This is a genomic window from Biformimicrobium ophioploci (assembly GCF_030270605.1).
GTDB classification, from domain to species: Bacteria; Pseudomonadota; Gammaproteobacteria; order Pseudomonadales; family Cellvibrionaceae; genus Biformimicrobium; species Biformimicrobium ophioploci.
Genome location: NZ_BSYJ01000005.1, coordinates 78,301 through 97,811, shown reverse-complemented (window position 1 = coordinate 97,811; position 19,511 = coordinate 78,301). Strand labels below are relative to the sequence as shown.

General features: G+C 58.7%; 15 protein-coding genes. 11 read left to right on the top strand and 4 right to left on the bottom strand.

Translation table 11 applies throughout. The annotated features are described in order from the left end of the window. Positions 1 to 118 precede the first annotated feature (118 nt). Positions 119 to 1,189, top strand: a complete 1,071-nt coding sequence (locus QSJ80_RS12290; protein WP_285764759.1) for a 3-deoxy-7-phosphoheptulonate synthase — start codon at positions 119 to 121, stop codon at positions 1,187 to 1,189. Positions 1,190 to 1,283: 94 nt separating this feature from the next. On the opposite strand, the gene nfuA is transcribed toward QSJ80_RS12290, so the two are convergent. Beyond that, a complete protein-coding gene (gene nfuA, locus QSJ80_RS12285; protein WP_285764758.1) occupies positions 1,284 to 1,874 on the bottom strand; it encodes a Fe-S biogenesis protein NfuA in 591 nt (196 codons plus the stop codon). A 238-nt stretch (positions 1,875 to 2,112) separates the two neighbouring features. On the opposite strand from nfuA, the gene metH reads away from it, so the two are divergent. From metH to QSJ80_RS12265, 4 genes are all read left to right on the top strand, one after another. After that, a complete protein-coding gene (metH, locus tag QSJ80_RS12280) occupies positions 2,113 to 5,802 on the top strand; it encodes a methionine synthase (RefSeq protein WP_285764757.1) in 3,690 nt (1,229 codons plus the stop codon). A 22-nt stretch (positions 5,803 to 5,824) separates the two neighbouring features. Then, a complete protein-coding gene (locus tag QSJ80_RS12275; protein ID WP_285764756.1) occupies positions 5,825 to 6,040 on the top strand; it encodes a DUF2970 domain-containing protein in 216 nt (71 codons plus the stop codon). Between the two features lie 625 nt (positions 6,041 to 6,665). Beyond that, positions 6,666 to 8,324, top strand: a complete 1,659-nt coding sequence (locus QSJ80_RS12270) for a nitrite/sulfite reductase (protein WP_285764755.1) — start codon at positions 6,666 to 6,668, stop codon at positions 8,322 to 8,324. Next, complete coding sequence (locus QSJ80_RS12265) at positions 8,311 to 8,850, top strand: DUF934 domain-containing protein (protein ID WP_285764754.1); 540 nt, start codon at positions 8,311 to 8,313, stop codon at positions 8,848 to 8,850. The genes QSJ80_RS12270 and QSJ80_RS12265 overlap by 14 nt, the downstream gene beginning before the upstream one ends. Before the next feature lie 37 nt (positions 8,851 to 8,887). Here QSJ80_RS12265 and QSJ80_RS12260 read toward each other — a convergent pair whose 3' ends face one another. Beyond that, positions 8,888 to 10,111 carry a CaiB/BaiF CoA transferase family protein gene (locus QSJ80_RS12260; protein ID WP_285764753.1) on the bottom strand — a complete coding sequence of 408 codons (1,224 nt, stop codon included), beginning with the start codon at positions 10,109 to 10,111 and terminating at the stop codon, positions 8,888 to 8,890. Positions 10,112 to 10,261: 150 nt separating this feature from the next. On the opposite strand from QSJ80_RS12260, the gene QSJ80_RS12255 reads away from it, so the two are divergent. Then, on the top strand, positions 10,262 to 10,630 hold the full coding sequence (locus QSJ80_RS12255; RefSeq protein ID WP_285764752.1) for an Mpo1-like protein: 369 nt from the start codon (positions 10,262 to 10,264) through the stop codon (positions 10,628 to 10,630). 26 nt (positions 10,631 to 10,656) lie between these two features. Here QSJ80_RS12255 and QSJ80_RS12250 read toward each other — a convergent pair whose 3' ends face one another. Both QSJ80_RS12250 and QSJ80_RS12245 read right to left on the bottom strand, forming a co-directional pair. Continuing rightward, positions 10,657 to 12,384 carry an SLC13 family permease gene (locus QSJ80_RS12250; protein WP_285764751.1) on the bottom strand — a complete coding sequence of 576 codons (1,728 nt, stop codon included), beginning with the start codon at positions 12,382 to 12,384 and terminating at the stop codon, positions 10,657 to 10,659. An 85-nt stretch (positions 12,385 to 12,469) separates the two neighbouring features. Further along, complete coding sequence (locus QSJ80_RS12245) at positions 12,470 to 13,873, bottom strand: TyrR/PhhR family helix-turn-helix DNA-binding protein (RefSeq protein ID WP_285764750.1); 1,404 nt, start codon at positions 13,871 to 13,873, stop codon at positions 12,470 to 12,472. A 243-nt stretch (positions 13,874 to 14,116) separates the two neighbouring features. Between QSJ80_RS12245 and phhA the strand changes: the two genes are divergently transcribed. The 5 genes from phhA (at position 14,117) to QSJ80_RS12220 (ending at position 19,452) form a co-directional block, all read left to right on the top strand. Further along, on the top strand, positions 14,117 to 14,968 hold the full coding sequence (gene phhA, locus QSJ80_RS12240; protein WP_285764749.1) for a phenylalanine 4-monooxygenase: 852 nt from the start codon (positions 14,117 to 14,119) through the stop codon (positions 14,966 to 14,968). A 276-nt stretch (positions 14,969 to 15,244) separates the two neighbouring features. Then, a complete protein-coding gene (locus tag QSJ80_RS12235; RefSeq protein ID WP_285764748.1) occupies positions 15,245 to 15,718 on the top strand; it encodes an Lrp/AsnC family transcriptional regulator in 474 nt (157 codons plus the stop codon). A 73-nt stretch (positions 15,719 to 15,791) separates the two neighbouring features. Further along, on the top strand, positions 15,792 to 17,414 hold the full coding sequence (locus tag QSJ80_RS12230) for an aminotransferase class V-fold PLP-dependent enzyme (protein ID WP_285764747.1): 1,623 nt from the start codon (positions 15,792 to 15,794) through the stop codon (positions 17,412 to 17,414). Positions 17,415 to 17,532: 118 nt separating this feature from the next. After that, positions 17,533 to 18,702 (top strand): cation:proton antiporter domain-containing protein, encoded by a 1,170-nt coding sequence (locus QSJ80_RS12225; protein ID WP_285764746.1) that lies wholly within the window; start codon positions 17,533 to 17,535, stop codon positions 18,700 to 18,702. Between the two features lie 27 nt (positions 18,703 to 18,729). Continuing rightward, positions 18,730 to 19,452 (top strand): dienelactone hydrolase family protein, encoded by a 723-nt coding sequence (locus QSJ80_RS12220; protein WP_285764745.1) that lies wholly within the window; start codon positions 18,730 to 18,732, stop codon positions 19,450 to 19,452. Positions 19,453 to 19,511 lie beyond the last annotated feature (59 nt).

Sequence of the window (19,511 nt, the reverse complement as noted above, 5' to 3'; positions counted from 1 at the left end):
AGAGCCAGCGGGGAAGTAGTTACAAAAGAAACACTCGCAGAGCCCACAGTCGATCCGCTAGGATAGATCCTGTGCCGCCGCAAGCGGCTGATTTAAGAGTAAGAAACGGAATTAGAAGATGTCCACGCAGCAGTATGACGACATTAATGTCGTATCACAGGAAGTTCTTGTCAGTCCCGCGGATCTCAGGGCCGAGCTGCCGCTGAGTGAAAAAGCGGAGGCCTCGGTCGCAGCAGGGCGCAATGCCATTCGGCGAATTCTGGATCGCGAAGACAAGCGGATCATGGTGGTGGTGGGCCCCTGCTCCATCCATTGCCCCGAAGCAGCACTGGACTATGCCCGCCGCCTGCGCCAACTCGCCGATGAAGTCAGCGACTCCCTGCTGATCGTGATGCGCGCCTATTTCGAGAAACCGCGCACCACGGTTGGATGGAAAGGCCTGATCAATGACCCGCACCTGAACGACTCATTCAAGATTTCAGAGGGCCTGCACATCGGCCGCAAGCTTTTGCTGGATATCGCAGAAATGGGGCTGCCAATCGCAACCGAGGCACTGGACCCGATCTCCCCGCAGTACCTGCAGGACCTGATCAGCTGGTCTGCAATTGGTGCCCGCACCACGGAATCCCAGACGCACCGTGAAATGGCCAGTGGCCTTTCCTCCGCGGTCGGCTTCAAGAATGGCACCGATGGCAGCCTGACCGTGGCCATCAACGCCTTGCAGTCTGTGGCCAATCCGCACCGCTTCCTCGGTATCAACAAGCTGGGACAGGTTGCCGTCATTCATACCTCCGGTAACGCCTACGGCCACGTCGTATTGCGCGGCGGTGACAACAAGCCCAATTACGATTCCGTCAGTGTCGCCGTCTGTGAGCAGTCATTGCACAAAGCGGGTATCGTCCCGAATATCATGATCGACTGCAGTCACGCCAACTCCAACAAGAACCACGAGCTGCAGCCGCTGGTAATGGACAACGTAACCCACCAGATCCTGGACGGTAACCAGTCCATCATTGGCATCATGGTTGAGAGTAACCTGAAGGCGGGTAACCAGAGTATTCCCGACGACCTTTCCAAGCTTGAGTACGGCGTGTCCGTTACCGACAAGTGCATCGACTGGGAAACCACGGAAAAGACGCTCAAGTACATGAACGAGCAACTGAAAGAAGTGCTGCCCACACGAAAATAGCAGCGCGCCACCCGGAAGCGGCCGTAAACACCGGCAACGAAAAAGGCGGACCATTGGTCCGCCTTTTTCGTATATCGTGTTCAGCACTTACTGATCAGTAATAAGCCTGTGACTTATCGGTGTGATCGGTAATGTCGCGGACACCGGCCAGCTCAGGAATCTTTTCCTTCAGGGTTTTCTCCACGCCCTCTTTCAGGGTCATGTCGACCATGCCGCAGCCCTGGCAGCCACCACCAAACTTCAACACCGCGAAGTTGTCTTCCGTCAGCTCCACCAGGCTGACGTTGCCGCCATGGGCCGCGAGGCCAGGATTCACATCGTTGTACAGCACATAATTGATGCGATCCTCGATGGGGCTGTCATCGGTGATCTTGGGCATACGGGAATTCGGCGCCCGAATGGTCAGCTGGCCACCCATCTTGTCTGAGGCGTAGTCCACGCGCGCTTCGTCCAGGTAAGGCACGCTGCGACCCTCGAAATAGGCACGCATGCCGTCCAGCTCCATGACTACATCGTCTTCCTTTTCCTCGCCCGGGCGACAGTACGCAATGCAGGTTTCCGCGCTTGGCGTACCCGGATTGGAAACGAACATACGGATCGCAATACCTTCACAATCCTGCTTTTCCAGCAGGTCCCGCAGATACTCCTGCGCGGATTCAGTAATGGTTACATTTACTTCGGTCATACAAAGCTCTGCTACTGGGTAAAACCCGATTAATTTAGTCGGGTATTCTACGCCCCTTCGCGGCCAAATTAAACTGCCCTGAGAAAAGGGCGATCCCGGCAAGGATTCACTGCGCGAACCGCCGAAACTGCGCGACCGTGCAATATTTGGCGTGATCTGCTGGCCCTGTGGCGCATTTTTGCTAACATAGCGCGCCCGGCGGCGTGCCGGGAACCGGATAGTTACAAGGAAATTGCCCATGAAGCACCGCGAGCAGCGCCTGGCCCAGTTAAAGACGTCCCTCGAGCAGCGCATTATCATGCTGGACGGCGCCATGGGTACCATGATCCAGCGCTGCGGGCTTCAGGAAGAGGACTACCGTGGCGAGCGTTTTGGCGCCCATGGCATTGACCTCAAGGGCAACAACGACCTGCTGAGCCTTACCCGCCCGGACATTATCCGCGATATTCACGCGGCTTACCTCGATGCCGGCGCAGACCTGATCGAAACCAATACTTTTAACGCCACCCGACTGTCCCAGTCGGATTATGCGCTCGAAGACATTGTCTACGAGCTGAACGTGGAATCTGCCCGCCTCGCCCGTGAAGCGGCAGACGCAAAATCGACCCCCGAGCGGCCGCGCTGGGTCGCCGGGGTACTTGGGCCGACTTCCCGCACCGCCAGCATCTCTCCCGACGTCAACGACCCCGGCGCCCGCAACGTCAGTTTCGATGAGCTGGTCAGCAACTACGAAGAGGCGACCCGCGGCCTGATTGAGGGCGGTGCCGACATCATCCTGATCGAGACGATCTTTGATACCCTGAACGCGAAGGCCGCGATTTTTGCGGTGCAGGGCCTTTTCGAGTCACTGGGGTTCGAGCTGCCAATCATGATCTCCGGCACCATCACAGACGCAAGCGGCCGTACCCTTTCCGGGCAGACGGTCGAGGCCTTCTATTACTCGGTGGCGCATGCCAAGCCCATTTCCGTTGGCCTGAATTGCGCCCTTGGCGCGAGCGAACTGCGCCCTTACGTTGAGGCCCTTTCCCGCGTCGCAGAATGCCATGTGTCCGCGCACCCGAACGCCGGCCTGCCGAACGAATTCGGCGAATACGATGAAACCCCGGAAGAGACAGCACAGATCGTTGGTGAGTTCGCAACCAGCGGCTTTCTGAATATTGTCGGCGGCTGCTGCGGCACCACCCCTGAACACATTGAGAAAATTGCAGAACGCGTGGCATCGGAGAAAGCCCGCGTACCGCAGGAATTACCGCAGGCGCTGCGCCTGGCCGGGCTGGAGCCATTTGTTGCGGGTAAGGAGTCGCTGTTTATCAATGTCGGCGAGCGCTGCAACGTCACCGGCTCTGCACGCTTCAAGCGCCTGATCCTGGAAGAGGATTACACCACCGCCCTCGAAGTTGCCGCCGCACAGGTCGAGGATGGCGCTCAGATCATCGACGTCAACATGGACGAAGGCATGCTCGACGGGCCTGCCGCGATGGAGCGCTTCCTGAAGCTGATTGCCTCCGAGCCCGATATCGCCCGGGTGCCCATCATGGTGGACTCCTCCAAGTGGGAAGCCATTGAGGCCGGCCTCAAGTGCATCCAGGGCAAGCCGGTGGTCAATTCCATAAGCCTGAAGGAAGGCGAAGCGGATTTCCTTGAGAAGGCCCGCCTCTGCCTGCGCTACGGCGCCGCCGTGGTGGTGATGGCCTTCGATGAGACTGGCCAGGCGGACACCCTCGCCCGCAAGATCGAAATCTGTGAGCGCTCCTACCGGCTTCTGGTGGAAACAGTCGGCTTCGCCCCGCAGGACATAATCTTCGACCCGAACATTTTTGCCATTGGCACCGGCATCGAGGAACACAACAATTACGCGGTCGATTTCATTGAGGCCACACGCTGGATCCGAACAAACCTCCCGGGTGCGCAGGTTTCCGGCGGCGTTTCCAATGTTTCCTTCTCTTTCCGCGGCAACAATCCGGTGCGGGAGGCAATCCATTCTGTCTTCCTCTACCACGCGATTCGCGCTGGCCTCAATATGGGCATCGTCAATGCCGGCCAGCTGGCGGTTTACGACGAACTGCCCGAAGAATTGCGCAAACAGGTGGAAGCCGTCGTACTGAATACCAGTCCGGACGCCACCGAGGCGCTGCTGGATATTGCGGAAAAGTACCGCGGCGATGGCAGCAGCAGTACCCGCAAGGAAGACCTGGCGTGGCGCGAGCTGCCAGTGGAAAAACGTCTGGAATACGCACTCGTAAAAGGCATTACAACCTATATCACCGAGGATACGGAAGCTGCACGGGCCAATGCCGACAGGCCTCTGGACGTGATCGAAGGCCCGCTGATGGACGGCATGAACGTGGTTGGCAACCTGTTCGGGTCCGGCAAAATGTTCCTGCCGCAGGTGGTCAAATCCGCTCGCGTGATGAAGCAGGCGGTCGCCTACCTGCAACCCTATATCGAAGCGGAAAAGAGCGAGGGCAGCCAGAGCAACGGCCGCATCGTCATGGCAACCGTAAAAGGTGACGTCCACGATATTGGCAAGAATATCGTGGGCGTAGTGCTGCAATGCAACAATTACGAGGTTATCGATCTGGGTGTGATGGTTTCCTGCGAGGAAATCCTCAAGACCGCGCGTGAACAGGACTGCGACCTGATCGGCCTGTCCGGCCTTATCACCCCCTCTCTGGATGAAATGGTGCACGTTGCTGCGGAAATGCAGCGCCAGAATATCGACCTGCCTCTGATGATTGGCGGCGCCACTACCTCCAAGGCACACACCGCGGTAAAGATTGATCCGCAATTCAACCTGAACCAGACTGTGTATGTTGCCGACGCGTCACGCGCAGTAAGCGTGGCCTCCAATCTGCTGTCGGACACGCACCGCGAGGAATTTGTCGGCGATGTGCGTGCCGAGTACGAGAAAGTTCGCGTACGCTCCGCCAATCGCAGCGCGAGTGGTACCGAACTGGCCTACCCCGAAGCAGTGGAAGCGCAACCGGCCTTCAACTGGACCGGTTACCAGCCTCCCCTGCCCGCAAAGCCGGGACTCACCGTGATCGACGACCTGCCCCTGGAGCGGCTCATCGACACCATCGACTGGACCCCATTCTTCATATCCTGGGATTTGGCTGGCAAGTACCCCGCCATCCTCGACGATGCCGTGATTGGTACTGCCGCGACCGAGCTGTTCGAAAATGCAGAACAGATGCTGCGCGACATGATCGAACAGAAGCGCATCAAGGCGCGCGCTGTCGTCGGACTGTGGCCGGCCAACTCCGATGGCGATGACATCGTGATTTACGAGGACGAAAGTCGCAGCGTTGAGAAGGCGAGAATTCCCTGCATCCGCCAGCAGATACAAAAGCGCGGTGGCGACGGGTTCTGCCGCTCGCTGGCGGACTATATTGCGCCGGTCGAATCCGGCGTTGCGGACTATATCGGCGGATTCGCGGTGACGGCTGGCATCGGCGCAGAGGAGCTTGCGCGCGAGTTCGAACGGAAGCACGATGATTACAACAGCATCATGGTGAAGGCGCTTGCGGACCGGCTGGCGGAGTCCTTCGCTGAGTACCTGCACCGTGAGGTGCGCAAGCACCTGTGGGGCTACGCCGCGGAAGAATCACTGGATAATGACGCACTGATCCGGGAGAAATACCGCGGTATCCGGCCTGCGCCCGGCTACCCCGCCTGCCCGGATCACTCCCAGAAAGCAAAACTCTTCGAATTGCTGGAGGCTCACGAGCACACAGGTATCGACCTGACCGAGCATTTCGCGATGACACCGGCAGCTTCCGTAAGCGGCTGGTACTTCGCGCACCCGGATGCCCGCTATATCAATGTCGGCAAGATTGGACGCGATCAGGTTGAGAGTCTCGCACAGCGCCAGGGCCTTACCGCCGAAGAAGTCGAGAAGTGGATCAGGCCAAACCTGAATTACTAACCAAACACAGACGACAGGCAGCATGACGGAAAAAGGGAACGGTAAACGCGGATTCTGGGCGCTGGTCGGCAGCGTCCTGGCCGCTGCAATCGGTGTTCAGTCAGACCGCAACCGACAAAGGGATTTTGAAAGCGGCAATATCAAAACCTTTGTCATCGCCGGCATCGTATTTACCGCACTATTCGTAACCGGTCTGGTGCTGCTGGTTCGCTTTGTGCTGTCGTCCATGGCCGGCTAGGCCGTCGCAGAAACACGGAAAAGAAGCACGAAAAAGAAACGCGGAAAAGAATTGGGCAGGCAGGGAAAGCGCCCGGGACCCCAGACCTGTTACAGCCAGCCAACCGGGCGGCGGCTCAGCCAGGCAACACATCACCTGCAAGCCGTGAGTTACGCGAGGCGCTTACTGGGAAGCCACCCAGTAAATGCAGGTCACTACAAAAACCGCTACCAGCGTGACCGCGGCCACCGCATCGGCAAAGTTATCACTCGCAGTTGGCAAAGTTACATCTTCACTCATTTGAGCACTCCCTATATCGCTTATTTTTATATTTTCGGGCTCTCGCCGCGGGGCCAGGGGCCACAACGACCTCCTAAGTGAATCAAATACCGGCGTGGCGCGCAAGCGAACTCCACGCAAATCCGCACAGAAATCACGCAAAAATCCGGGCACTTCGGCATCAGCCCGCCCGTGGCAGCGCGCCCTCGCCCCCTTATAACCTTTAGGAATTACACTATCGAAAAAAGATAGTATTTCTAGCATAAGGGTGCTGGTATGTTATGCGGCGTCGAGCTGTACCTGACGTGCGCCCTGAGGAGCGACGGCGGCGGCCCGACCCGGAGCTTTACCAGGGAAACCAGCATCTATGTATGTTTACGATGATTACGACCGCAAGCTGGTCACCGAGCGCGTAGCACAATTCAGGGACCAGACCAGCCGTTTTCTCGCCGGCCAGCTGGCGGAAGAAGAGTACCTGCCTCTGCGCCTGCAAAACGGCCTTTATATTCAGCGCCATGCGCCCATGCTGCGCATTGCCGTGCCCTATGGACTGATCAACAGTCGGCAGCTGCGCCGCCTGGCGCGCATCACCCGTGATTACGACAAGAATTATGCCCACTTCACCACTCGCCAGAACCTGCAGCTGAACTGGCCGAAACTTGAGAAAGTCCCGGATATTCTTGCAGAGCTTGCCGAAGTGGAAATGCACGCAGTGCAAACCAGCGGCAACTGTATCCGCAATACGACAACCGATCCGTTTGCCGGCGTAGCACAGGATGAGATTGGGGATCCGCGCCCCTACTGTGAACTCATTCGCCAGTGGTCGACCTTCCACCCGGAATTCGCATTCCTGCCGCGCAAGTTCAAAATCGCGGTCAGTGGCTCAGAGACCGATCGCGCGGCCATTCAGGTGCACGACATCGGTCTGCAGCTGGCGCGCAGGGATAACCAGACCGGTTTCCGCGTATTTGTCGGCGGTGGCCTGGGCCGCACCCCTGTCATCGCGAGCGAGATCAATAGCTTCCTGCCGGAAAAACACCTGCTTTCGTACCTCGAAGCGATCGTGCGGGTCTACAACCTGCTCGGCCGCCGCGATAACAAGTACAAGGCACGTATCAAGATTTTGGTGCGCGCGATGGGGCCTGAGAAATTTGCGGAAAAGGTCAACGCCGAGTGGGAGAAGACCCGCGATGGCGTACAGCAGTTGACGCCCGAAGCCATAGAATGGGCGCACGACTTCTTCACCGATCCCGACTACCGGGCATATAACCGCGAGCAAAGTGATGCCGAGCTCGCGCTACTCGCGAATGACAACAAGGCTTTTGCGCGCTGGCTGGAGCGCAACACGGTACCGCACAAAAAGCCGGGTTACCGCGCCGTCACCCTGTCGACAAAACCGACCGGGGTTCCGCCAGGCGACGTGACCGACAGCCAGCTCGAAGCCATCGCGGACCTGGCAGAGCAATTCAGTTTTGGGGAGGCGCGCATTACCCACGAGCAGAATGCCGTGCTCTCCGACGTTGCACAGGAATCGCTGTTCTCCCTCTGGGAAGCAGCCCGGGCAAAAGGATTTGCCACCCCGAATATTGGCACCCTGACCGACATCATTTGCTGCCCCGGTGGTGACTACTGCGCACTGGCAAATGCCAAGTCCATTCCCGTTGCCGAAGCAATCCAGCAGCGCTTTGACGACATGGATTACCTCTACGACCTCGGAGATCTCTCACTGAACATTTCCGGTTGTATGAATGCCTGCGGCCATCATCATGTTGGCAATATCGGCATTCTCGGCGTAGACAAAAAGGGGGAGGAGTATTACCAGATCCAGCTCGGCGGCGATTCCGGCAATGACTCAAAGCTTGGCAAGGTCCTGGGCCCCAGCTTCTTCCGGGAAGATGTACCGGATGTAATCGAAAAAATCCTCGACCTCTACATCGAGAAGCGCCAGCCGGAAGAGCTTTTCGCGGATACCTATCACCGCATCGGCCACGCGCCGTTCAAGGAGCGCATCTATGCTGCAGGCTGAATTTGCGATTGTCGGCGGCAAGGTCGGCCACTTTGACTGGGTACTGCTGGACCAGGAAGGTCTGCAGGCTTCAGAGCCTGCGCGCCCGGAACTGCTACCCGTCCAAAGCCTGGAAAGCCACAGTCACCTTTTTGACGGAAACAGCAAGGGGGTTTGGTTGGATGAAGCTATTGCCCCGGCCATGCTTGAGGAAAATATTCAGCTGAAGAACCGGTTGCTGGAGTGCCCGGTGATCGCGATCCAATTCAATGCTTTCACCGACGGACGCGGCTTCAGCGTGGCACGCATGCTGCGGGAGCAGTACGGCTATGCCGGCCAACTGCTCGCCACCGGTGCCTTTATCCGGGACCAGTTAAGCTATTTGGTGCGCTGCGGCTTCGATGCTTTTGCTCCGACTGCTGAACAACCACCAACGGCAGAGCTGCTCGCGGAATGGTGCGGATCCATGCAGGATTTTACCGTGTTCTACCAGGATGCCGCGGACGGGGCCGGCCCGCTGTTCCGGCAGCGCTTCAAAACAAACTGACCCCTGCTCCGCCGCCGCACGCAGTCCGGAAGCTCGCTCACACCACCGAGCGGGCTCGTAACGCTTCAATCTCCGCGGAATCCATCCCCAGCACCTCCGTCAGTATTTTCTGCGTATCCTCGCCGAGGGTCGGAGGGGCCTTGTCGTATTGCAGCGGCGTTTCAGAAAAACGCGCGGGGTTGGCCACCGTGCGCACGGTACCCGCCACCTGATGGGGCTGCTCGACAACCATGTCCCGGGACTGCACCTGCGGATCCGCGAAGACTTCGTCGATCCGGTTGATGGGCCCACAGGGGACATGTGCCTCACTCAGTTTTTCCAGCCACCACTCTGACGACTGGCGCCGGGTCGCAGCCTCCACAAGCGGAACCAGGATATCCCGGTGCTGCACGCGGCTGGCGTTGGTCGCAAACCGGTCGTCCTCGGCCAGTGCCTCGACGCCGGCAATCGCACAGAACTTCTCAAACTGGCCATCATTGCCCACCGCCAGCATAAAATAGCCATCCGCACTGGGCACCGCCTGGTAGGGCACGATATTCGGATGCGCCGTACCCTGCCGCTCAGGCACGATGCCCCCGGTCAGGTAGTTCTGTGCCTGGTTTGCCAACCAGGCCACCTGAGTATCCAGCAGGGCGAGGTCGATATGCTGGCCGATACCGGTACGCTCACGATGTACGACCGCTGCCAAAACTGACGATGCGGCATACATCCCCGTCATCAGGTCCGCCACAGCGACCCCTACTTTCTGCGGACCGGAACCGGGATCACCTTCCGGCACGCCAGTGATGCTCATCAGGCCACCCATCCCCTGGATCATGGCATCGTAACCTGCCCTGCTTGCATAGGGCCCATCCTGGCCAAAACCGGTCACAGAACAATAGATGATTGCCGGACTGACCTCGCACAGGCTGGCATAGTCCAGCCCGTATTTTTTCAGCCCACCCACCTTGTAGTTCTCCAGCAGCACATCGCTTTCAGCCGCAAGCCTGCGAATAATCTCCTGCCCTTCTGGCTGGGTAATGTCGATGGTCACGGAGTGCTTGCCGCGATTGGCGGCAAGGTAATAGGCAGCGTCCGCGGAATCCTGACCGTCGCGGTCCTTCAGGTAAGGGGGGCCCCAGCGGCGCGTATCGTCGCCGGTGCCGGGGCGCTCGACCTTGATGACCGTTGCACCAAGGTCTGCGAACACCTGCCCCGCCCAGGGCCCGGCAAGAATACGACTCATATCCAGTACGCGCAGATGGGACAGTGGCCCAGCCATATCAACCTCTCAGATCCATATTTTTTTGAATTTTTGTTTCCTGTTTTCGCCATATCTGGCGATTTCAGTCTGCCAATCCCGCAGTCTATATTTCCGATAGCAGCGCTCCAGCACCCTGCTGGCGCATCCCCGGAATATCGGTACAATTCCATGATCGAAATAACCACAACAACCGATATCACGGAGCGGGCATCGACCATGGCCAACAGCAAGACCGAGCAGGGATTCCGCACATTTGCGGACTTCTACCCTTACTACCTGCAGGAACACAGCAATCTGACCTGCCGCCGCCTGCACTTCATCGGTACCGCCATTGTCATCACACTGATGGTGACCATCGCTGTGACGGGCAACCTGAAACTCCTGATTGCACTGCCGCTGGCAGGCTACGGGTTTGCCTGGAGCGGACACTTCTTCTTTGAGAAGAACCGCCCTGCTACCTTCAAGTACCCGCTGTATAGCCTCTGGGCCGACTTCGTTATGTTCAAGGACATCCTGGTCGGAAAGATCGAGCGCTAAACCGGCAACCGCCGCACCTCAGCGCGTCAGAAAGGAAACACCACCGGCAGTAATGTCAGCACCACCAACGCATAGGTGATGGAAACAAAAATGCCCGCCCGGGCAAAATCCCGGGTGTGGTAGCCACCGATGTTCTGCACCATCAGGTTCGTCTGGTAGCCGAAGGGCGTCAGGAAGCTCGCGCTGGCTCCGTACGCCACCGCCATGACAAATGGCATCCAGCTCACCCCGAAACTTTCCGCCAGGCTCCAGGCCAGCGGGAACATCAACGCCGCTGCGGCGTTGTTCGTCATAATTTCAGTCAGCACCAGAGTTGCCAGAAACACGCCGACAAGTGCGGCCACCGGGCCCCACCCGGCAAAGCTGGAATGCAGGCTGTCCGCAACCAGCTGCACCAGGCCGCTATTGGTCAGCGCCTGCGCGATAACCAGCGCACCCGCGATAATCAGCCACAACTGAAACGGGAAACGCCGCTTGATCTCTGAAGTGGACACCATGCCGGTACCCACCATTAGCCCGAGCAGGCCAACCAGCCCTTTCAGCAATGGAAACCATTCCAGCGCCGCGCCGAGAATCACAAACAGGAAACCGATACCCAGCCAGAGGTTTTGCTTGCGCGACAGGTCCTGCGGTAACTGGGTACCGCTGATGATGTAGAAATTCTTGTCGATATTGCCGTGCTTGATGAAGTCCGGCCCTACCGCCAGCAACAAGCCGTCGCCGGGCCTGAGCGCAAGCTCCCCGAGCTTGGTATAGAGCCTGTCACCGCCGCGGCGAATCGCAATCACCGCCGCATCGAACTGCGAACGGAAATTGGTTTCGCGCAGGGTTTTGCCCTCGATACCGGCGTTCGGGCGCACCACGACTTCCGTGAGATTCAGGGTATCCAGGTCTTCCTTCTCGGCGAACAACTCGATCCCGTCCAGCTGGCGCAGCCTCTCCAGGTGCTGGATATCGCCGCTGAATATCAGCCGATCCCCCTCTTCTATGATTTCCGCCGGGGAAACCGGGCTCAGGCAATGGCCCGAACGAATCAACTCCACCAGGAACAGGGTTTCCAGGTTGCGAAGACCCGCTTCCGTAACGGTCTTGCCGTGCAGAGTGGAACCGCGACTGATCTTGGCCTCGATCAAATAATCCTGCTCGGCTTCTTCTTCAGTCGCCAGTGTGGGCAGCAGCCGGTTGGTCAGCAGCACCACCAGGATGCCGCACACCACGGCCGCGAGACCTATCGGTAGAAAAGCAAAGAAAGAAAGCCCGGGCTCCCCCTGATCCAGTACAAAGCTGTTAACGATCAGGTTGGTCGAGGTACCAATAAGGGTCATGGTACCGCCGAGAATCGCCGCGTAGGAAAGCGGAATCAGCAGGCGTGACGCAGGATAGCGTTTCTGTTTGCGCACAGCGCCCGAAAGTGCGGCGACGATGGCGGTGTTGTTCAGGAAGGCCGACCCGAGTGCCGTAACACCGGTCAACTTCAACAGGCTCGGGTAATAGCCGCCGGCGAGTAGCTTGTCGGATATGGACTTGATCCAGCTGGCCTTTTCCAGCCCGACCGAAACCATGATCAACACCAGCAGAGTAACCAGCCCCGGGTTCACCGCCTTGCCCAGCATCTCCTCCGTCGAGACAGCGCCACTCAGGTAGCTGCCCAGCAACGCGACCGCGAAAATCATGGACGGGCGAAAGCGGCTGAATATCAGGGCCCCGATAACCAGCAGAAACAGGCTGGCAACAACGAACTGGTACGACGTCATGGCGGTTCTTTTATTAATTGACCGGGCTATTATCGACGCTGACCCAGCGCTGGCAAGCAGCACACGGCAATAATCGCGAGACTGCTCACAATTTATACTTTTTCAGTCGCTTTGCGATCGCGGTGTGGGAAGTACCGAGTCGCTCGGCCAGCGCGCGGGTGCTGGAAAACTGCGGTTGCAGCGCCCTGAGCACACTGCACTCGACCTGCTCGATCACCGCCTTCAGGCTCCTGCCTTCCAGCCACTTGAGCCAGGGAAAGTCCGCCTGCTGCCGTGGCAGGGATAGATGACGTGGCAATATCTCCACAGCGACGCCCCCTCCGCTTATTTCCCCATGCGCAGCCTCGATCGCCGCATCTACCACCGCCTGCAGCTGGGTAAAATTACCGGGCCAGTCATACGACCGGACGAGCTCCGCCGCAGCAGCGGACAATACAAAGCCACCACCCCTGTCATCCAGCATCGCCTCGACACAGGGGATAATCGCGCTGCGACAGAAACGCAGCGCCGGCAGCTCCACCACCCGCCCTTCCAGTCTCGCCATCAGGGCCGGCGAATACTCCTGTTGTGTCAGGGGGAGCGCAGACGTGGTGATAATCGAGATACCCCGGGCGACCTTATCCAGCTGCGCCAGCAGCGCCGCCTGCGCGGCATCGGAGAGTGGGCCGGCATTGTCGAGCACCAGAACCCCGGCTGCGCCACGCGCCAGACTGCCGCGCGGCAATGCCATTTCGCCCTCCGCCAGGTTCAGGTAGAACAGGCGCGCGCCCGATCGACTGTGGGCCGGGTTAAGGTAGAACATCTGCCTTGCAAGCACCGTGCGCCCGCTGCCCGGCTCACCGATGATCAACACAGGGCCACCTTCGCGGGCGTGCCTTACGAGCGACTCACAACAGGTGCGCCGATCACCAAAAGACCACAACCGCTGCGGTGCCTGTTCCACGAAATCTGCGGGCTCCCCGTGCCTGCGGCGCAGGGTAATCACCGCGCCCGCTGCGCCCTCACTCGATCCGTCACTCGCTCCCTGCCCGGAGGGCAGCCCGATAGGAGTCCAGCTCATGATGAAGGCATGGCCGCGCAGGGAAACCGGCATACCGAACCGGGGGCCATCCAGGCTTTTCAGCATCCTGCGCACCTCAACGCCCGGCAGGAACCGCTCCAACCCAATACCCGCCACCTTATCGAGACTGAATCCGAAAGCCCTTGCCGCTGCGAGATTGGCGGCCAGCACCTGGCCACTGCGGTTTACCGAAAGCACCGGATCTTCCAGGTTGTCCAGCAAGGTATTGAGCTCGAAAGCGCGTCGCTCACTGGGCATCAGTGTGACCCGGCGCATAGCCCGCACACCTTCAAGCCCCAGAACCGCCCGCTCGATACTGCGGAACTGCGCCTGCAGCAGGCCCGGCGCGTGAAGATATATAGTGCTGCCGTCCTCGCCGCCCAACTCTCCAGACGTGACGTTTATCCGAAAATCGGCAAATATCGCCATAATCTCTTGCAGGATACCTACCCGATTTTGACAGGAAACCTCTACACGCATAGACACTCCGGCACGTTTTCGTTACAAGCAGTCTACGAAGTGCGCCCTGCGACCGTCAAACCGGACACCTTTTCACTCCCCCATCAGCCCGCATCGGGCTAAAAATGAAAGGGAGATAACGATAAACAGGTTCCACCAGGTAGCACTCAAAAGGTGCCGCTGGCAGGTACCGGCAGTACGGAGAATTCGGAAATGGCCACATCAGTCATGAATGCGAATGTCAGCGGCGGCAAAACCGCCGAGAAAGGTAAACTCAGCAAATATGTTGCCCGCACACCGGATGACAGTGGCGAGATCCACTATTCCGCCGTCGAGCACCACACCTGGGAGCGCCTGATCACCAATCAGTTGAAAGTGGTGGAAGGCCGCGCCTGTGACGAATTCATCCATGGTCTGGACCTGCTGAAGCTTCCGATCGACCGTATTCCGCAGCTGAATGAAATCAGCGCGGTACTCAGCCGGCATACCGGCTGGCAGGTAGAACGTGTACCGGCCCTGATCGGTTTTGAAACCTTCTTCCGGTTGCTGGCCAACAAGCGCTTCCCGGTCGCCACCTTTATACGCACCCCGGAAGAGTTTGATTACCTGCAGGAACCCGATATTTTCCATGAAATTTTCGGTCACTGCCCGATGCTCACCAATCAGGCATTTGCAGACTTCACCCAGACCTATGGAGAACTCGGCCTGCGCGCGAGCCCCAAGGAGCGTGCCTACCTGGCTCGCCTGTACTGGCTCACTGTGGAGTTCGGCCTGATCGATACCGATGCCGGCCTGCGCATCTATGGCGGCGGCATCCTGTCCTCACCCAAGGAAACGGTCTATGCCCTGAGTGGCGAACCTGTAGTGAAGCCCTTCAACGCAATCGATGCCCTCCGGACCCCCTACCGCATCGATATCCTGCAGCCGATCTACTACAAGCTCCAGGACATGCAGCAGCTGCAGGAACTGACCCGCATTGACCTGATGGTGCTGGTACACCAGGCCATGGAGCTTGGCCTGTTCCCGCCAATGTTTGAGCCCAAGCCCCAGGCCAAATCTGCCTGATGCCAGGCACTGATCCAGAAACCTGACCGAACCCTGGCCCCGGCGCGATTTCCCCGCGCCGGCGCTATCCACTACTTCTATTTACAGACCTCCACAGGCCATCCCTCGCCCCCTGACAAAACTTCTTCCCTCCCCGCATCCACTGGGAAGGAAATTGGTACTCCAATCTCGGATAACTTCACTACACTGAAATACAGGTGAAACCCTGTTCTAAAAATGCGCCTTGAATTGGGCTATTTGAGGCAAAACTCCCGCTGTAACGAGATTTGTAGAACGATGTCCTCACTCGACGCTATCGATATAGAACTTCTTGCCATCCTACAGTCAGATGTTAGCCTCTCCATCGAAGAGCTAGCGGAACGCGTCGGGCTGACCAAAACACCCTGCTGGCGCCGGGTACAAAAGCTGGAAAAGAGCGGCGTCATCCGGCGCAAGGTAGCGCTGCTGGATGCGGAAATCCTGGGCCTGCCGGTATCGGTCTTCGCCCAGGTCAGGACTAACCAGCACAATGCCGAATGGGCGGAATCCTTTTCCAGGGCTGTGGCCGAACTGCCGGAAGTTGTTGAGTGCTATCGCATGGCGGGCGAATACGATTACCTTCTGCGTATCGTTGTTGCCGACATCCAGGCGTACGACAATTTTTACAAGCGCCTGATTCGCCTCAATGGCATCACCGACGTCGTATCCAATTTTTCCATGGAGCAAATCAAGAGCACCACGGAATTACCAATCCCGCGCGACGGGGACTAGCTCGCACAACAAGCCCTGAAAACACAAAAATAATGCAGGCCGCCTGAATGGCCGCTGCAAGCTTGAGGTAGTTATGCAAGACCTGGACGCGTTACTCGGGAAGATCCGATCCTCTGTCATTGGTGAAAGACTCCCGGTAAACACCCCTTTTGGCGAACGCCCGCTTATTTATGCCGATTACACCGCGTCCGGACGTGGGCTCAGCTTTATCGAATCATTTATCCAGAACCAGGTGCTCCCCTGGTACGCCAACACCCACACCGAGACTTCCGCGACCGGTCGCCAGAGCACGAGCTTCCGCGAGCAGGCGCGCATGGCCATTCGTAAATCGGTCAATGCCGGCGATGAGCATGCGGTAATCTTCTGCGGCTCCGGTGCAACAGCAGCCATCAACCGCCTGATCGACAATCTCGGCCTGCGCGGCAGTAGTGTGGAGCGCTTCGGCGGCACCCCAGAACAGATTCCGGAAGAGCGGCGCCCTGTCGTCTTTATCGGCCCCTACGAACACCACTCCAATGAACTCCCCTGGCGTGAATCGATTGCCGAAGTCGTCAGTATTCCCTTGAATGCGGTTGGCGAGCTGGACAAGGCCGCGCTCGAAGCCGCGCTTTTGCAGTACGATGACCGGCCGCTGAAGATTGGCAGCTTTTCCGCGGCCTCCAACGTCACGGGGATTCGCACCGACGTGGACAGCATTACGGAGCTTCTGCGCAAGCACGGCGCCCTGTCCTTCTGGGACTACGCCGCTGCGGCACCCTATGTGCAAATCGATGCCCGGGGCAACGGTGACAGCACCTGCAAGGACGCACTGTTTATCTCCCCGCACAAGTTCATTGGTGGCCCCGGCACCCCGGGCCTGCTGATTGTGAAAAAATCCCTGTTGCGCGAGGACATGCCAGCGATGCCCGGCGGCGGCACGGTTTCCTGGGTATCTCCCGGCTCACATACCTACCTGCCCCCCGGCGAAAGACGCGAGGAAGCGGGCACCCCGGGTATTGTGGAATCCATCCGCGCGGGCCTGGTGTTCCAGCTGAAAGACCGGGTTGGGGCGCACAATATCGAAGAGCTGGAAGCGCGCTGGCTGGCTTATGCGCTCGACAAATGGCGCAACAACCCAAACATAGAAATCCTTGGCGGAACCGAACTCAAGCGCGTCAGTATCATATCGATGCACATCTTGAGGGACGGCAAGCCACTCCATTACGGTTTTGTGGTGGCATTGCTGAATGACCTGTTCGGCATCCAGGTGCGTGGTGGGTGCTCCTGCGCGGGCCCCTACGGCCACCAGCTGCTGCATCTCACACCGGCACAGAGCGCCGCGATCGAGGAGGCCGTACGCAATGGCGACGCCATCCTGAAGCCGGGCTGGGTACGCCTGAACTTCAACTATTTCTTCGATGAAGCCACTGTCGATTACCTGGTCCAGGCCATTGACCTGATCGCACAACATGGCTGGCGCCTGCTGCCCTACTACCAGTTCGATACCGGCACTGGCGTGTGGCGCTACCAGGGACAGGAAGCCAGCCCGGCAGTCAGCCTGGACCTGTTCAATGAAGTCACTGCAGGCCGCAACGACATGACCTACAGCCAGCTACTCGCGGAGGCAGAGCAGCTGATGCTCGACCCACAGGGAGAACCCTGCACGCAACCACGCCTCTCCGGCAACGGCGAGGACCTGCGCTGGTTCAACTGGTAAGCCTCGTAACTCAGCTCCCGCGTCGCGTCCTTCGCCGGACGCTCTGCGGGGCTGTTAATCCTCGGGCATTGCGCATAAAATTTCCCTATCCAGCAGTCAGTAAAGGAAAGGAAGCCCTTTGCTCGAAGCCTCTCTATTCACTTCTTTTTTCCTGATTTTTACAGGTGCCGCGCTACTCGCGACCATCGCGTTGTTTAGCCGCCAGCCGCTGCTCGTTGCTTACATTGCGCTGGGCGCATTGCTTGGCCCGTACGGTGTTGGCGCCATCGACAACGTCGAACTGATGTCCGAGATGTCTCATGTAGGCATCATTTTCCTGCTGTTCCTGCTCGGTCTCGACATGCAACCGCAGGCGCTGATGTCGGTACTGCGCAAGGCGCTTGTGGTCGGCACCATCAGCAGCATCGTTTTCCTGGCCATGGGCTATCTGGTGGGGAAAGCGTTCGGTTTCTCTGAGGCAGAATGCTGGATTATCGGTGCGGCCATGATGTTTTCCAGCACCATCATCGGCATCAAGCTGCTGCCTACCACGGTGCTGCATCACAAGCACCTGGGGGAAATGATGGTGGGCCTGCTCCTGCTGCAGGACTTCATCGCAATCCTCTGCCTGATGATACTGATCAGCGGCGGCGGCGATGCCCTAAACCTGCGCCAGCTTTCCGCTGCCGTCGGCGCACTGCCTTTGCTGTGCATCGGCGCCTGGCTGCTGGTCCAGTACCTGCTGTTGCCGCTGCTCAGCCGTTTTGACCGCTTTCACGAGTACGTTTTTCTGGTCGCTATCGGCTGGTGTATGGGCATGGCGGAACTTGCCGAAGTGATCGGCCTGTCCAAGGAGATCGGCGCCTTTATCGCCGGCATCTCCCTCGCCACCAGCCCGATTTCCCAGTACATAGCCCTCAACCTGAAGCCGCTCCGGGACTTCTTCCTGGTCCTGTTTTTCTTCAGTCTCGGCGCACAATTCAATCTTGGCATGCTGCCAGAGATCATCGTGCCCGCCCTGGTCACCGCGGCGCTGGTACTGGTGATCAAGCCAGTGACCTATCGATTCCTGCTCGGCCACCAGAGCGAGCGGCCGTTACTGGCATGGGATATCGGCTTCCGCCTCGGGCAGATCAGCGAGTTCTCCCTACTCATCGCCTACCTCGCCACCACCAGCAACCTCATCGGCAGCGAGGCGTCCCACCTCATCCAGGCAACGGCGATCATTACATTCCTGATTTCGTCCTACATTGTTGTATTCAACTTCCCCAACCCGATTGCAATCAAGGAATCCCTGCGCCGGGACTGACCCCTGTTAGCACCAACGGAGAAAATAATGGCAACGTCAGAGCTGAAGGAATACATCGCCGGCGACACCACGCTGGAGGCTTTTATCGCACGCCCTGCCGCCGGCCAGGGCCCGCACCCGGCAGTACTGATTGCCCACGACTGGAGTGGCCGCCGCGCGTTTGCCTGCGAAAAAGCGGAATACTTCGCCGAACGTGGCTTCGTGGGCATCGCCATAGATTTTTATGGCAAGGGGATTTTCGGTGCAGACGGGGACGTGGAGCGCAACAGCAGTTTGATGACGCCACTGGTGGAAGACCGGCAACTGATACGCGACCGCGCGCAGGCCGCGCTGCAGATGGCAAAAGCTCTGGACGGCGTGGATGACGGTCGTGTTGCCGCCATCGGATTCTGCTTCGGCGGCATGTGCGTGCTCGAGCTGGCCCGCAGCGGTGCGCAGTTCAATGGCGCCATTTCGGTACACGGCCTGCTCGGTCAGGGTGACGGGGTTAAGACAGAAACGGTGAGCAGCAGTGTTCTGTGCCTGCACGGTAATGACGATCCCATGGTGCCACCTGAACAGGTATCTGCATTCCAGCAGGAGATGTCCGATTCCGGCGCCGACTGGCAGATGCATATCTACGGCGGCACCATGCACGCCTTCACCAATCCCGCCGCCAACAACCCGGACTTTGGCACTGTCTATAACCAGTGCGCGGAGGCGCGCGCAATGGCCTCCATTGACCGTTTCCTCGAGGAAGTTTTGGCCTGACCCGCAAATTTCTGCGGAAAAAATGCAGAAAAACAGGAGAAAGCCCGCAACAGGGTGGG

Bases quoted from the DNA above. Each gene is read 5' to 3' on its own strand.
- QSJ80_RS12235 (WP_285764748.1), top strand. From the start codon at position 15,245: ATGTCCTCACTCGACGCTATCGATATAGAACTTCTTGCCATCCTACAG.
- phhA (WP_285764749.1), top strand. From the start codon at position 14,117: ATGGCCACATCAGTCATGAATGCGAATGTCAGCGGCGGCAAAACCGCC.
- QSJ80_RS12255 (WP_285764752.1), top strand. From the start codon at position 10,262: ATGATCGAAATAACCACAACAACCGATATCACGGAGCGGGCATCGACC.
- QSJ80_RS12275 (WP_285764756.1), top strand. From the start codon at position 5,825: ATGACGGAAAAAGGGAACGGTAAACGCGGATTCTGGGCGCTGGTCGGC.
- QSJ80_RS12230 (WP_285764747.1), top strand. From the start codon at position 15,792: ATGCAAGACCTGGACGCGTTACTCGGGAAGATCCGATCCTCTGTCATT.
- QSJ80_RS12260 (WP_285764753.1), bottom strand. From the start codon at position 10,111: ATGGCTGGGCCACTGTCCCATCTGCGCGTACTGGATATGAGTCGTATT.
- QSJ80_RS12220 (WP_285764745.1), top strand. From the start codon at position 18,730: ATGGCAACGTCAGAGCTGAAGGAATACATCGCCGGCGACACCACGCTG.
- QSJ80_RS12245 (WP_285764750.1), bottom strand. From the start codon at position 13,873: ATGGCGATATTTGCCGATTTTCGGATAAACGTCACGTCTGGAGAGTTG.
- metH (WP_285764757.1), top strand. From the start codon at position 2,113: ATGAAGCACCGCGAGCAGCGCCTGGCCCAGTTAAAGACGTCCCTCGAG.
- QSJ80_RS12265 (WP_285764754.1), top strand. From the start codon at position 8,311: ATGCTGCAGGCTGAATTTGCGATTGTCGGCGGCAAGGTCGGCCACTTT.
- QSJ80_RS12290 (WP_285764759.1), top strand. From the start codon at position 119: ATGTCCACGCAGCAGTATGACGACATTAATGTCGTATCACAGGAAGTT.
- QSJ80_RS12250 (WP_285764751.1), bottom strand. From the start codon at position 12,384: ATGACGTCGTACCAGTTCGTTGTTGCCAGCCTGTTTCTGCTGGTTATC.
- QSJ80_RS12270 (WP_285764755.1), top strand. From the start codon at position 6,666: ATGTATGTTTACGATGATTACGACCGCAAGCTGGTCACCGAGCGCGTA.
- nfuA (WP_285764758.1), bottom strand. From the start codon at position 1,874: ATGACCGAAGTAAATGTAACCATTACTGAATCCGCGCAGGAGTATCTG.